Raw genomic sequence first — 13,194 nt, 5'->3', positions numbered from 1 at the left:
CCCCTCCCCGCGCAATCGCGGCCGCGGCTAGCGCTCGATATCGACGCCGTGGGGCACGGGCGACGAATGGCGCCGGATGACCTGCCACTGGCCGTCATTGCATACCCAGACATCGGTCAGCAGCACGCGCTCGTCGATCAACTGGCCGAGGTAGCGCACCTGCCACGTCGCATCGATCGTGCCCACCATCACGGTGTCGAACTGTTCGCAGTCGATGACGGTTACATCGAGGCTGGCGATATCCATCTTCTTGAGCGCTTCGATCCAGCCATCGAGATCCACCGCCACGCTGCCCGACGGGCGAATGCCCACCAGCTTGAAATGCGGATGGATAAGGCGGCGCAGCGCGGCCTCGTCCTTGGCAAGCAGCGCCTCGCGCCACTCGCGTTCCAGCGTCTGGATAGTAACCGCGTCCGCCATCTACCGCTTCAGGCTCCCTAGGATACCGCGAATGATCGCGTTGCCGATCTGCCGCCCGAAGGACGACCCGATCGAGCGCGCGGCTGAACTGGCCATCTTCTCCGCACTCGACTGGCGGCGTCGCCCGGACGATCGGCGCCGGGTCGAAGTCCTGGCCTTCTTGGCCGCTTCCTTTTCGGCTGCCTCGCGCCGTTCCTTCTCGGCCGCCGCTTCGGCCGCCTTGGCAGCACGATCGGCGAGCAGTTCCTCGGCGCTGACGCGGTCGACCAATTCGTCATAGCGCGAGCCCACCGCGTCTGATGCGATCACCGCGGCGCGCTCCGCCTTGGTCAGCGGTCCCGCACGCGCACGCGGCGGTTTCATCAGCACGCGTTCGACCGGGATGGGTGCGCCCTTGCGATCGAGCGTCGAGACCAGCGCTTCGCCGATGCGCAATTGGGTGATGACCGTCTCGACATCGACGTCGGGATTGGTGCGGAATGTCTCGGCCGCCGCCTTGACCGCCTTCTGATCGCGCGGCGTGAAGGCGCGCAGCGCGTGCTGGACCCGGTTGCCCAGTTGCCCCGCCACATCGTCGGGAATGTCGATGGGATTCTGCGTGATGAAGAAGACGCCGACGCCCTTCGAGCGGATAAGGCGCACCACCTGTTCGACCTTGTCCATCAGCGCCTTTGGCGCATCGTCGAACAGCAAGTGCGCCTCATCGAAGAAGAAAACGAGTTTGGGCTTGTCGGGATCGCCGACCTCGGGGAGCGTCTCAAACAATTCGGATAGCAGCCACAGCAGGAAGGTGGCGTAGAGACGCGGGCTCGCCATCAGCTTGTCCGCGGCAAGGATGTTGATGACGCCCTTGCCCTCTTCGTCGGTGGCAATGAAGTCTTCGAGTTTGAGCGCGGGTTCGCCAAAGAACATGTCGCCGCCCTGGCTGCGCAGTTGCAGCAGCTTGCGCTGGATCGCCCCGACGCTGGCGGTCGTGACGTTGCCATATTCGAGGCTGAGTTCCTTGCGGCGCTCGCCGATATGGCCGAGCATCGACTGCAGGTCATCAAGGTCGAGCAGCAGCAGCCCTTCGGCATCGGCGACATGGAAGGCAATGGTCAGCACGCCTTCCTGCGTGTCGGTCAACTCCATCAGCCGTGACAGCAGCAGAGGCCCCATTTCGGTGACGGTGGTGCGCACCGGATGACCCTGTTTGCCGAACAGGTCCCAGAACTGCACCGGGAACGCGGTGTAGCTATAATCATCATAGCCGATTTCCTGCGCCCGCTCGGTAAACGGCTTGTGCAGCTTGTGCGTGGGCGATCCGGCCATCGCCAGGCCTGCAAGGTCGCTTTTGACGTCGGAAACGAAACAGGGCACGCCGGCTTCCGAAAAGCCTTCGGCGATGCCCTGCAGGGAAATAGTTTTACCGGTACCGGTCGCGCCCGCGATCAGACCGTGGCGATTGGCCTGGTCGAGCCGCATATATTGCGCCTCGCCGTCAGCCGTTCCTAGAAATATGCCCTCGTCCATGCGGGCCAGCCTAAATGGCTGGCCCTGAATGGCAAGCTATTCAGCGATGGAAATGCCGACAAAGGTTTCGGGGTTATTGCCGCGTTTCACGAGCATAAGGACGCTCGAGCGGCCGGCCTGGCGCGCTGCCGCTACGGCAGCCTCGACATCTTCGGGTGTCGAAACGCGCTGGCGATTGACCGAAACGATGACATCGCCCCGCTGGATGCGCTTTTCGGCGGCATCGCTACGCGGATCGACCGAGGTGACGATGACGCCCCGAACATTACTGTCGAGCCGCAGGGCACGGCGGATACGATCGGTCAAAGGTTGGAGCGTCATGCCGAGTTCGACTGCTTCGGCACCTTCGCTCTCGGAGCCCATCACGTCATCGGGGTCTTCGCTTTCGTTACCACCAGATCGAAGCTCGGCTTCGCTCGGGCGCTCGGCGACCCGCACATTGATCGTTTGACGGCGTCCGTCACGATAAATGACGACAGGTACTGTCGTGCCCGGCTGGACACGCGCAATCAGGTAACTGACCGTGTCGTCGCTGTTTACAGACTGGCCATTGATCGAAACGATGACATCGCCTTGCCGGATGCCAGCTTGGTCGGCGGCTTGGCCTTCGACGACGGCGCCGACGATCTCTCCATCTTCGGTCGAAAGCCCGAGACCGGCCGCAATGTCTTCATCAATAGGCTGGAGGCGAACGCCGAGATAGCCGCGCTGGACGCGTTCACCGCGGCGTAGCGAATCGATGACCGGACGCGCCGTATCGGCAGGGATGGCAAGGCCAATACCGACGCTGGCGCCGGTCGGCGAGATCAGCGCCGAGTTCACGCCAACGACGTTACCCGCCATGTCGAACATCGGGCCGCCCGAGTTGCCCTGGTTGATCGCCGCATCGGTCTGGATGTAGCGGTTGGGTCCCGAAAAGGTCCCAAGGCCGCGCTGGATCGCCGAGACGATGCCGGCAGTAACCGTGCCGTCGAGGCCGAGCGGATTGCCGATCGCGATGACCCAGTCACCGACGCGGACATTGTTGCTTTCGCCCCAGTTTACGTAGGGCAGGTTCTCGCCATCGATCTTGAGCAGCGCGAGATCGGAGGATTCGTCGCGGCCCACGATACGCGCCTCATATTCGGTGCGATCGGTCAGCGTCACGATAACCTCGTCCACCGTACCATCGCCGGTGCGGCTCTGGATCAGGTGGTTGTTGGTGACGATGTAGCCATCGGGCGAGATGATGAAGCCCGAGCCGAGCGAACCGGTTTCGCGCGTCGGTGCATCCTCTTCATCGCTTTGCTGGCCGCGCGGATCGGGCTGGCCGAAGCGGCGGAAAAATTGTTCGAACGGATCGGCTTGGCGGCGGATCGGGATGCGCTGCGTGGTCGAGATGTTGACGACAGCGGGGCTGAGGCGCTCGGCAAGATCGGCGAAGCTTTCGGGCGCGCCGCCCGGCGGCAAGGCACGCGGCGAATTCTGCGCCTGTCCCGCAACGACGGCAGTGGTGCCGGTCGTCATCGAATAAGCACCGCCACCAAGCAGCAATGCGGCTGCAATTCCATAGGCGTAGCGCACGGTCGTTGACCTCCTCAGCATCGATAATTCCTCACTATAACTTCAGTTCTGCGCAAGGCTATCTTCCTGCGCTGAACGCTATTTGAACATGATTGCCGTTCGTCGAAACGAGTGGGTCGTTCATCAGTTGCCGGTGAATTCCCTCAGATAATCGTTGGACGGGCTCATCACGATATTGGTCTGGCCCTTGTCCTGGCCCTCGACCTTGACGAAGGTCTGGCGATAGGACTGCATGGCGCGGTAGAAATCGTAAAAATCCGCATCCTTGCCATAGGCCTCGGCATAGGTGCGCGCCGCCTGCGCATCGGCTTCGGCGCGGATGATCTGGCCCTGCTTCTGGCCCTGCGCGCGGATCGAACGCGCTTCCTGCAGGCGCGCGGTGCGCATCCGCTCATACGCGGCGGTCAGCGGTGCACCGTCGGGCAATTCGGCCTTCTTGATGCGAACGTCGATGATCTCGACGCCATATTGGCGCGCAATGCGGTTGAGGCCAACCCGGATATTCTCCATCGCGCCTTCGCGTTCGGGCGACAGCAGCGACGCATAGGGCCGCTTGCCGAGCTCGTTCCGAAGCTGCGAGCCGAGGATCGGCTGCAAGGCGGCTTCGACCCGTTCTTCGGTCTGCGCCGCAATGAACATGCGCAGCGGATCGACGACGCGGTAGCGCGCAAAAGCATCAACCTGCAGGCGACGCTGGTCGGTCGACAGCACCTGCTGGCGCTCCATGTCGAGATCGCGCACGCGCTTGTCGATCTTTACGAATTCTTCGACGAACGGGACCCTAAAGGCGAGACCCGCGCCCGAGTTACCGAACACGTCGTCGGGATTGTAGCGATTGACCGTGGCGACCGGATTGCCGAGCCGCACCTTGATCGCCTGGTCGGTCTCTCCGACATAGGTCAGCGACGACAGCAGCGTGCCCAGCACGAACACGCTGATCAGCAGGAAAGCGAACGGATAGCGCACGAAAAGCGACTTCATTACTGCCCTCCCTGGTTGGGGGTCGACGAAGCGGACGGCGCCGGCTGGCTGCGACGCAGTTCGTTAAGCGGCAGGTATGGCTGAACGCCCGGCGCCTCGATGATCGTCTTGTCGACGTCCTGCAATACCCGCTCCATCGTCTCGTAATACATACGGCGGCGTGTCACTTCGGGGGCGAGGCGATATTCCTCGTATACCCGGTTGAAGGCCTCGGCCTCACCTTGCGCGCGCGCGGTGATCTGCAGCGCATAGGCGTTGGCGTTGTTGATTTCCGACTGCGCGTCCTGCTGCGCGGCGGTAACGTCCTTGAAGGCCTCGTTCACTTCGGCCGGCGGATCGGCCTGCTTGATCGCAACGCCCTGCATGCGCACGCCCGACTGATACTGGTCGAGCGTGTCCTGCATCAATTGCTGGACTTCGGCTTCGATTTCGGAACGCCCGTCACCAATCGCGTCCTGCAGGCTCGACTGCGCGATCACCTGGCGCATGGCGCTTTCGGCGACTTCGCTGATGGTGGTTTCGGGATCGGCAAGCTGGAACAGGAACTGTTCGGGATCACGAATATTCCAGCGCACCTGATATTCGATGTCGATGATGTTTTCGTCCCCGGTGAGCATCAAGGCTTCGCCGCTGCCGGTGCCGAGGGTCACTTCGCGGATACTGGCGATATCGACCTTTTCCACCTTGGCGATGGGCGCGGGCAAGGTGAATTGCAGGCCTTCGGGAAGCGTCTTTTCGTAGCTGCCGAAATGGGTGACGACGCCGCGCTGACCCGGCGTGATCCGGTGCACCATGCTCGACAGCACGAAGATCAGGACGAGACCGACGACGGCCCAGAACAGGAAGCCGGGATTGGGCAGGCCCGAAAGCCCGCCGCCACTACCGCCCCCGCCGCCGAAACGACTGCGATTCTTACGCAGCCAATCGTCGAGCGAGGACACGTTGCCCGCCTGGTTCTGGTTGCCACCGACAATGCCCGGTTTCCAGGGGCCCTTCGGCCCCTTGTCGCCATCATTGTCGCCCTTCTCGCCCTTAGGCCCGCGGCCTGGCGATCCCCATGGTCCCTTGGACTGATTAAACAGCCCCCAAGAGCCGAATGCCGGAAATTTGCTCATACCTCTATGTATAGGGACGCTTTTGGCAAAAAGAAGTGGCACCGACCAAAATCCACCCTATCTGGCAGGCATGACTCTCGACCAGCTAGATAGCCATCCGCAATCGAAACGCATCCGCGCGCGCCGCTTCAAGCATGGCATGGCGATGCTGGTCGTCGATGCGACGGGGCTCGACGACGAAGCGCAGGCCGCGCTCGAAAGCAGCCTGCGCGAAGCTGCGCAAGCGATCGACGGCGTGGAAGACGTGCAAATCGCGATGAGTGCGGCCAAGCCGAGCCGCACCATGATCGCGATCGGCTCGGGTAAAGGCGGCGTCGGTAAATCGACCCTGTCGGCCAACCTCGCCATCGCAATGGCGAAGAAGGGCCGAAAGGTGGGCCTGATCGACGCCGACATTTACGGCCCCTCGCAGCCTACGTTGCTGGGCGCTTCGGACAAGGCCCAAGCCAAGAACAAGCAGCTCATTCCGCTCGAAGCCCATGGCATCAGATTGCTATCGGTGGGGCATCTCGTTGGGCCCGGGCAGGCGCTGGCGTGGCGCGGACCGATGGCCGCAGGCGCGCTGCAGCAGCTGACCGATGCCGACTGGGGCGATGCCGATACGCTGATCGTCGATTTGCCGCCCGGCACCGGCGATGTGCAGCTATCGCTCATCCAGAAGGCGCGGCCGGCCGGCGCGGTCATCGTCTCGACGCCGCAGGACCTGTCGCTGATCGACGCGGCGCGCGCCAAGGACCTGTTCGGCAAGACCGGCGTCCCCGTGCTCGGCATCATCGAGAACATGGCGGGGTATCAATGCCCCCATTGCGGCAAGGAAAGCGATCCGTTCGGCAGCGGCGGCGCGGAGGCCGGCGCGGCGAGCATGAACGTGCCCTTCCTGGGCCGGCTGCCCATGTCCGCGAGCCTGCGCGAAGCCTCGGATGCAGGGCAGCCACCGGCATCGGGCGACGGACCCGCTGCCAGCGCCTTTGCCGAGCTGGCCGACGCTATCTTGGCGCAGGTGGAGAAACTTTCGGCCTGAGCCGTTCTACCTTCGATCAAGGAGACTGGAATGCCGCTCGAAAGTGATGCCGAAATTGCCCAGGTGCTGCGCGAGACGCGGACGATCGCGCTCGTCGGCGCGTCCGACGATCCATCGCGGACCAGCTTTCGCATCATGGAATATCTTCAGGACCAAGGATATCGCGTGATCCCCGTCAATCCGCGCCTGGAAGGCAAGGAAGTGCATGGCGAGATGGTGTTCGCCCGCATCGGCGACATCCCCCACCCCATCCAGATGGCCGACTTCTTCATCAACGCTGACCGGGTCGGCCCGTTGGTTGACGAGGCTATCGAGGCAGGCGTGAAGACGGTCTGGATGCAGCTCGGCGTGATCGACGATGCCGCCGCCGAGCGCGCCGAAGCGGCAGGGCTCAACGTCGTCATGGATCGCTGCCCGAAGATCGAGATTCCGCGCCTGGGCGTGCGTCCTGTCGGCGCGCTCCACGCCGAAGACTAGCCTGCTGCCACCGTCATCTCGGGTACTAGCAGCGTGGGGCTCTCAGTCCCGCGTCGTAGCTCCAGATCATTCCCCGGTTCGAGCGTCGCGAACATGTCCTTGAGGTTGGACGCGATGGTGATCTCGCTCACCGGGCGTCCGATCTCGCCATTCTCCACCAGGAAACCGGCAGCCCCGCGCGAATAGTCGCCTGTGACGAGATTGGTGCCGTGACCGATCAGTTCGGTGACGAGCAACGCCTGCGGAAATGCGCCGAGCAATTCTTCGCGGCTGCGCGCCCCCGGCTGCATCACGAAATTGCTGGGCCCCGCCCCGGGCGAGCCGCTGATACCGCGCTTGGCGTGGCCGGTGGGTCTGATGCCGAGCTGGCGCGCTGCCGTGCTGGACGCGAACCAGCTCTTGAGGATGCCGTCCTCGACCATCGCCACTCTTGCAACGGGCAGTCCTTCGCCATCGAATGGATGGCTCGCCACGCCGCGCGGGCGCAGCGGGTCATCGATGATGTCGACACCTTCGGCAAAGACGCGCTCGCCCAGCATGTCCTTGAGGAAGCTGGTGCGCCTCGCCACCGCGCTCGCATCGATCGCGCCCGCGAGATGGCCGAGCAACGTATTGGCGACCTTGGGGTCGAACAAAACGGGCATCCGGCCCGCCTTGGGCTTGGTCGGGTTGAGCCGCGCGACCGCCCGCTCGCCCGCGATCCGACCAATTTCCTCGGCGCTTTCCAAATCTTCGAGATGGCGCGTGCCGTGCCAATGGCTGTCGCGTTCCTTGCCCGCATCGTCCGCCGCCAGAGCGCCGGCATAAATATTGTGACTGCTCGACGAATAGCCGCCAACGAAGCCATGGCTGGTGGCGATCGCGATCATGCGCCCGGCGGCGGTTGCGCTCGACCCGGTCGATTGGGTGACGCCCTCGACGGCAAGCGCCGCCGCTTCGGCAGCAAGCGCACGTTCTTTGAGCGCTTCGGGGTCAGGCTCGATGCCGTCGTCGATGTCGACATCGGGCGCATCGCCCGTCATCAGCATGTCCTGCGGGGCTAGGCCGGCATAGGGATCTTCGGGCGCCTCGCGCGCCATCGCCAGTGCGCGCGCTATGATTTCGGATTGCGCATTGCCGTCCAAATCGGCGCCCGACACGCTGGCCATACGCTGGCCGTCAAACACGCGCAGCGCATATTTGCGCCCTTCTGAGCGACTGACGTCCTCAAGCTCGCCATCGCGCACTTCCACTTCGGACGAACGGGTGGCAACGATGGCGGCGTCGGCGGCGCTGGCGCCGGCCTTGATGGCTTTCTCAACAAGCCCAGCGGCGAAATCGCACGCGTCTTTCTTTTCGATCATGGCAGGCGAGCTAGGGACTGGCGGCGCTCAGGACAAGCCGACGGTGAGACTTGCGGCGAAAAGAAGCAGCCCCGCAAAGCGGTTCGAACGGAACAGCGCGAGCGCGCCCGCGCCATCGCGCGGATCGGCCTTGGCAACCTGCCGCAGTAGGTGCAGCGCAGCGGGAAGCAACGCCAGCATCGCGAGCATATGCGGTTTTACCTGCCATAGCGCCGCACCCCACAAGCCGAGCGCTATCAGGTAGAAGACGCCGACGCCCAGCTGGGCGCTTTGCCCCAGCGCGCGCGCGCTCGATTTGACGCCGACCAGCGCGTCGTCCTCGATATCCTGGATCGCGTAGAGCGTATCGTACCCGATGGTCCATGCCGCACAGCCGGCCCACAGGAGGATGGCCGGCAGCGCGAGCGCGCCCGTGACGGCAGGCCAGCCGACCAGCGCGCCCCAGCTGAATACCATGCCGAGCCACGCCTGCGGCCACCAGGTGATCCGCTTCATGAAGGGATAGGCGGCGACCAGAACGATACTGCCAAGCGCTACCAACTGCGCGGTGCGATCTAGCTGGAGCAACACGACCAGGCCGACCAGGCATAACGCGATCGTCAGCGCCCATGCCGCGCTTAGCGACACGCGTCCGCTCGCGAGCGGGCGGGCGCGCGTGCGTTCGACCTGCCGGTCGAGATCGCGGTCGACGATGTCGTTATAGGCACACCCCGCCGAGCGCATCGCGAAGGCGCCGAGCAGGAACCAGGCAAACAGATCCCACCGGCCACCAACGCCGGCAAGGGCGACGCTCGCCGCGCATGGCCAGAAAAGCAGCCATGTGCCGATCGGCCGGTCCAACCGCATCAACGCGGCAAAGGGGCGCCACGACTGCGGTAGTGCGCCGATCAATCCACTCCGTTCGCTATCGGGAACCAGTTCCATGGCCCCTGCCCTAGCCCGAGCCTAGCGCCCGAACCAGCCCTTGAGCCGCTTGCGCGTCCGGCGCCACCGCTGCGACAGCCGCTTGCGCTGCATTGGCTCGAACATCTCGTCGGTGTGCTCCGGGTCCAACAGCTCGTGCTCGGAGATCAAGTGCTCGGCGTCGCTCAGATCCCGATATTCGAGCAGGGTCAGCGTCTTTCCCTCGCCTTTCAGCGCTTCGATGGTCTGGACCAGCCCACGATGTTCGGCCTCGGCCTTGGCGACATCTTTGGTACTCACGCCAAGATGCTCGGCCATCAGATCATGGCGCAGCTGCGTGAGCTTGTCTTCGATGCCCCGGCCTTGATTATAGGGCAGGCCGCAATCGACGATCACGTCGCATTCGCTGTCGAGCCCCATCGAGCGATTGTTGAGGTTCGAGGAACCCACGCGCAGGAAACGATCGTCGACGATTGCCACCTTGGCATGCACATAAATGTCTTCGCCGGCCTCATTCACGGGCACATAGATGCGAAAATTCTCGCCCCCTTGTTGCCGATGGATCGCCTGCATGAGCCGTTGCCGCGTGCCATCCATCGCGACCGATTCCAGCCAGCCGTCGGCTTCGCGCGGCATGACCATTACGATTTCGGGCGGGTTCGGCTGCGACAGGCGGGTGCAGATCGCGGCCGCAATCTTGGGGGAGGTGAAATACTGGTTCTCGATATAGGCGAACCGCTGGCAATGCTCGATCATGTCGAGAAAGAGCTGCTCGTTTTCGCGCACCTCCTCGAGTTCCTTGTAGCTTGCCCGCGTGCGCGCGATGGCAATCTCGACGTCTTCGAACATCGGATCCAGTTCATCGGGCCAGTCGTCTTCCTGGTCCTCGATAGGGTCGAGCTTCTCGCTGGTGGCCACTTTCCAGCGCTCGCGCCCGAGTTCGCCGAGCGCACCGGCAATCTTGCCGCGCATCAGCATCGTAGTGTCGTGCCACGGCTGGTAGGGTTTTCCGTTGGGCGTCTTGCGACACGGATCGTCGGGCTTGTGGTCGCGCGTATCCCAACGGCGCATGGCAATATCGATGCCGCCGCACGCCGCTAGCGATTCATCGATGACGACGATTTTCTGGTGATGACTGCATCCCAAGGGATGCGAACTGTCGAACTTCAGCCGGATCGGCTTTGCCAGCCACCAGCGCAGCAACCAGTAGGCGGCCTTCGGCCAAAACCATTGCTTGAGCGCGCCGAAATTCCATTTGAGGATATCGATGACGCGGTCGGGCTTCTTGCGCGCAAGTTCGATGAAGAAATGCCCGAGGCTCGAATGATAGCTGCCCTCGCGATCCGGCGCGAGGCTGATGCGCGCATCGAAATCCCAGCCGACGATGAAGATGCGGCTGTGCGCCTTTTCCATCGCATCGGCGATGATGCGGTAATAGTCGGCGGCATCGACGATCACGGCCGCTTCGCTGGCCCGCTCGATGCGCCAGCAATTGCGGCCGACCGCAACGATGGGTTTGTCCGACGTTTCCATGTCCTAGGTCTAAAGCGGCAAGGGTGACGGACGTTCCATGCCGCGCTAACGCAGGAGCGATATGGCACGAACCCCCGCCTGGCCGCCGGCAAGCCTGCCGCGCCTGTACGTTGAAGGTCCGCTCGGCCCCGACATGCCGATCGCGCTCGACCGGGCGCAGGCCAACTATCTCGGCAACGTCTTGCGCCTCGCCACGGGCGACGACGTGCTGCTGTTCGATGGTCGCCACGGCGAATGGCATGCCCGCATCACCGCCGCCTCCAAGAAGGCGATGCAGGTTCACGCGGTAACGCAGGTGCGTGAGCAAGAGACCGTGCCCGATGTGACTCTGGCCTTCGCGCCGGTGAAGAAGGGTAAGGTCGATTTCCTCATCGAAAAAGCGGTCGAACTCGGCGTGCGCCACCTCCAGCCGGTGATCACCGAGCGCACCATCGTGCGCAGCCTCAATCTCGACCGGATGCGCGCCCACATCATCGAGGCAGCGGAACAATGCGGGCGAACTGCGCTCGCCACGATCGCACAGCCGATCAAGCTTGAGCGTTGGTTGTCGACGCGGGGCGACGGTGCGCTCTACTTCGCCGATGAAAATGGCGGCGCCAACGCGCTCGAAAGATATGCCCCGCCGCCGGCCACCATCCTGACCGGCCCAGAGGGCGGTTTTACCGACAAGGAACGCGGCGCCATCCGCGCTACACCCGGCGCCACCGCAATCTCACTCGGGCCGCGTATCCTGCGCGCCGAAACTGCAGCGCTCGCCGCCATAGCCACCTACATGGCGGGCGCTGGCGACTGGAGCGATTAGTGGCTTTTCGCCACTCGCATGAAGCGCTAGGGCGACAAGCATGACGACGCGGACCGATACCAGCGAAAGCCCGCCCATCGAGGGCCGCGCCGACCTGCTTTCCGTCTTCGAGAAAGGCGAAAAGCCCAAGGACCGCTGGAAGATCGGCACCGAGCACGAGAAGTTCGTCTATCGTATCGAGGATCACCGCGCCCCGAGCTGGGAAGAAGAAGGCGGCATCCGCGATCTCCTGACCGCGCTGACCGACTTCGGCTGGAAGCCGGTCATTGAGGCTGACAAGATCATCGCGCTGACGGGCCCTGACGGCACGGTCAGCCTTGAACCGTCGGGCCAGCTCGAACTGTCGGGCGCCGCGCTCGACAATCTCCACCAGACCTGCGCCGAAGCCGGTCGCCATCTCAATCAGGTCAAGGCGGTCGGCGAAAAACTCGATCTGGGTTTCCTCGGCCTCGGCATGTGGCCCGACAAGACACGCGACGAACTGCCATGGATGCCCAAGGGACGCTACGGCATCATGCGCCGCTACATGCCCAACAAGGGCAATCTCGGGCTCGACATGATGCAGCGCACCTGCACCATCCAGACCAACCTCGACTATTCGAGCGAAGCCGACATGGTGCTCAAGTTCCGCGCCAGCCTCGCGCTCCAGCCGGTGGCGACCGCTCTGTTCGCCAATTCGCCGTTCCTCGAAGGCAAGCCCAACGGCTACAAGTCCTTCCGCAGCCATGTCTGGGAAGACACCGATCCCGATCGCACCGGCATGCTGCCCTTCGTCTTCGAAGACGGGTTCGGATACGAACGCTGGTGCGACTATGTCCTTGACGTGCCGATGTATTTCGTGATGCGCGGCACCGATTATCACGACGTCGCGGGCAAAAGTTTTCGCGACTTCCTCGAAGGCAAGCTCGAAGGCCTCGAAGGCGACACGCCGACGATGGCCGACTGGCTCGACCATATGTCGACGCCCTTCCCCGAAGTGCGCTTGAAGAGCTTCATGGAGATGCGCGGCGCCGACGGGGGGCCGTGGAGCCGCATCTGTGCACTGCCCGCGCTGTGGGTCGGGCTGCTCTACGACCAGAACGCGCTCGATGCGGCATGGGATCTGGTCAAGGACTGGACCATCGAAGAGCGCGAGGAGTTACGGTCTTCGGTTCCCAAACTGGCGCTCGAGGCAACCGTCCCCGATGGCCGGTCCATGCAGGAATTTGCAGGCGCCGTGCTCGACATTGCCGAAGCGGGGCTCACCACGCGCGCCCGGCTCAACAGCTCGGGCGATAATGAAACCGGCTTTCTCGATCCGCTCCGCGAGATCGTGGCGAGCGGCAAGACACCCGCCGACCGACTGCTCGACGCCTATCATGGCGAATGGAACGAGAGCGTCGCCCCGGTCTACGAACACTATAGCTTCTGATCTGTCGCATCGCCGACACAGGCTGTTAAACATTTCACATCTTTGACGAATCTGCGTTGACTCCAGTGTCGGTCAGATTAGACGCCGCCGCATCGACGAAGTGCGGGGGGTCC

The 13,194-nt window shown here is 63.5% G+C and carries 12 protein-coding genes; 4 read left to right on the top strand and 8 right to left on the bottom strand.

The annotated features are described in order from the left end of the window. Window positions 1–27 precede the first annotated feature (27 nt). The 5 genes from NUX07_RS03405 to hflK form a co-directional block, all read right to left on the bottom strand. Entirely contained in the window at window positions 28–420 is a 393-nt protein-coding gene (locus NUX07_RS03405) for a nuclear transport factor 2 family protein (RefSeq protein ID WP_265528839.1), read from the bottom strand. Further along, window positions 421–1,932 (bottom strand): helicase HerA-like domain-containing protein, encoded by a 1,512-nt coding sequence (locus NUX07_RS03400; RefSeq protein ID WP_265528837.1) that lies wholly within the window; start codon window positions 1,930–1,932, stop codon window positions 421–423. A gap of 36 nt (window positions 1,933–1,968) precedes the next feature. Next, on the bottom strand, window positions 1,969–3,516 hold the full coding sequence (locus tag NUX07_RS03395; protein WP_265528835.1) for a Do family serine endopeptidase: 1,548 nt from the start codon (window positions 3,514–3,516) through the stop codon (window positions 1,969–1,971). Window positions 3,517–3,618: 102 nt separating this feature from the next. Then, window positions 3,619–4,476 (bottom strand): protease modulator HflC, encoded by an 858-nt coding sequence (hflC, locus tag NUX07_RS03390; RefSeq protein WP_265528834.1) that lies wholly within the window; start codon window positions 4,474–4,476, stop codon window positions 3,619–3,621. Further along, complete coding sequence (gene hflK / locus NUX07_RS03385) at window positions 4,476–5,591, bottom strand: FtsH protease activity modulator HflK (RefSeq protein ID WP_265528832.1); 1,116 nt, start codon at window positions 5,589–5,591, stop codon at window positions 4,476–4,478. The genes hflC and hflK overlap by 1 nt, the downstream gene beginning before the upstream one ends. Window positions 5,592–5,847: 256 nt before the next feature. On the opposite strand from hflK, the gene NUX07_RS03380 reads away from it, so the two are divergent. Both NUX07_RS03380 and NUX07_RS03375 read left to right on the top strand, forming a co-directional pair. Further along, a complete protein-coding gene (locus tag NUX07_RS03380) occupies window positions 5,848–6,612 on the top strand; it encodes an Mrp/NBP35 family ATP-binding protein (RefSeq protein WP_265530733.1) in 765 nt (254 codons plus the stop codon). 30 nt (window positions 6,613–6,642) lie between these two features. Beyond that, window positions 6,643–7,089: a CoA-binding protein gene (locus NUX07_RS03375; protein ID WP_265528831.1), complete on the top strand. Its 447-nt coding sequence runs from the start codon at window positions 6,643–6,645 to the stop codon at window positions 7,087–7,089. Here NUX07_RS03375 and NUX07_RS03370 read toward each other — a convergent pair. From NUX07_RS03370 to NUX07_RS03360, 3 genes are read right to left on the bottom strand one after another with little or no spacing between them, the layout of a single operon-like run. Then, entirely contained in the window at window positions 7,086–8,432 is a 1,347-nt protein-coding gene (locus NUX07_RS03370) for a TldD/PmbA family protein (RefSeq protein ID WP_265528829.1), read from the bottom strand. The genes NUX07_RS03375 and NUX07_RS03370 overlap by 4 nt on opposite strands. 27 nt (window positions 8,433–8,459) lie before the next feature. Then, window positions 8,460–9,356, bottom strand: coding sequence for a 4-hydroxybenzoate octaprenyltransferase (gene ubiA, locus NUX07_RS03365; protein ID WP_265528828.1), 897 nt, complete (start codon window positions 9,354–9,356; stop codon window positions 8,460–8,462). A 21-nt stretch (window positions 9,357–9,377) separates the two neighbouring features. Beyond that, window positions 9,378–10,868, bottom strand: a complete 1,491-nt coding sequence (locus tag NUX07_RS03360; protein WP_265528826.1) for a phospholipase D-like domain-containing protein — start codon at window positions 10,866–10,868, stop codon at window positions 9,378–9,380. Window positions 10,869–10,929: 61 nt separating this feature from the next. On the opposite strand from NUX07_RS03360, the gene NUX07_RS03355 reads away from it, so the two are divergent. After that, a complete protein-coding gene (locus NUX07_RS03355; RefSeq protein ID WP_265528825.1) occupies window positions 10,930–11,670 on the top strand; it encodes a 16S rRNA (uracil(1498)-N(3))-methyltransferase in 741 nt (246 codons plus the stop codon). A gap of 40 nt (window positions 11,671–11,710) precedes the next feature. Continuing rightward, window positions 11,711–13,081: a glutamate--cysteine ligase gene (locus NUX07_RS03350; RefSeq protein WP_265528823.1), complete on the top strand. Its 1,371-nt coding sequence runs from the start codon at window positions 11,711–11,713 to the stop codon at window positions 13,079–13,081. The last annotated feature ends 113 nt before the right edge of the window (window positions 13,082–13,194 follow it).

Origin of the sequence: Sphingomicrobium marinum, from assembly GCF_026157105.1 — a bacterium.
Classification (GTDB): Bacteria; Pseudomonadota; Alphaproteobacteria; order Sphingomonadales; family Sphingomonadaceae; genus Sphingomicrobium; species Sphingomicrobium marinum.
This window is presented reverse-complemented; position numbering and strand designations above follow the sequence as displayed.

Bases quoted from the DNA above. Each gene is read 5' to 3' on its own strand.
- NUX07_RS03405 (WP_265528839.1), bottom strand. From the start codon at position 420: ATGGCGGACGCGGTTACTATCCAGACGCTGGAACGCGAGTGGCGCGAG.
- NUX07_RS03400 (WP_265528837.1), bottom strand. From the start codon at position 1,932: ATGGACGAGGGCATATTTCTAGGAACGGCTGACGGCGAGGCGCAATAT.
- NUX07_RS03395 (WP_265528835.1), bottom strand. From the start codon at position 3,516: ATGCTGAGGAGGTCAACGACCGTGCGCTACGCCTATGGAATTGCAGCC.
- hflC (WP_265528834.1), bottom strand. From the start codon at position 4,476: ATGAAGTCGCTTTTCGTGCGCTATCCGTTCGCTTTCCTGCTGATCAGC.
- hflK (WP_265528832.1), bottom strand. From the start codon at position 5,591: ATGAGCAAATTTCCGGCATTCGGCTCTTGGGGGCTGTTTAATCAGTCC.
- NUX07_RS03380 (WP_265530733.1), top strand. From the start codon at position 5,848: ATGAGTGCGGCCAAGCCGAGCCGCACCATGATCGCGATCGGCTCGGGT.
- NUX07_RS03375 (WP_265528831.1), top strand. From the start codon at position 6,643: ATGCCGCTCGAAAGTGATGCCGAAATTGCCCAGGTGCTGCGCGAGACG.
- NUX07_RS03370 (WP_265528829.1), bottom strand. From the start codon at position 8,432: ATGATCGAAAAGAAAGACGCGTGCGATTTCGCCGCTGGGCTTGTTGAG.
- ubiA (WP_265528828.1), bottom strand. From the start codon at position 9,356: ATGGAACTGGTTCCCGATAGCGAACGGAGTGGATTGATCGGCGCACTA.
- NUX07_RS03360 (WP_265528826.1), bottom strand. From the start codon at position 10,868: ATGGAAACGTCGGACAAACCCATCGTTGCGGTCGGCCGCAATTGCTGG.
- NUX07_RS03355 (WP_265528825.1), top strand. From the start codon at position 10,930: ATGGCACGAACCCCCGCCTGGCCGCCGGCAAGCCTGCCGCGCCTGTAC.
- NUX07_RS03350 (WP_265528823.1), top strand. From the start codon at position 11,711: ATGACGACGCGGACCGATACCAGCGAAAGCCCGCCCATCGAGGGCCGC.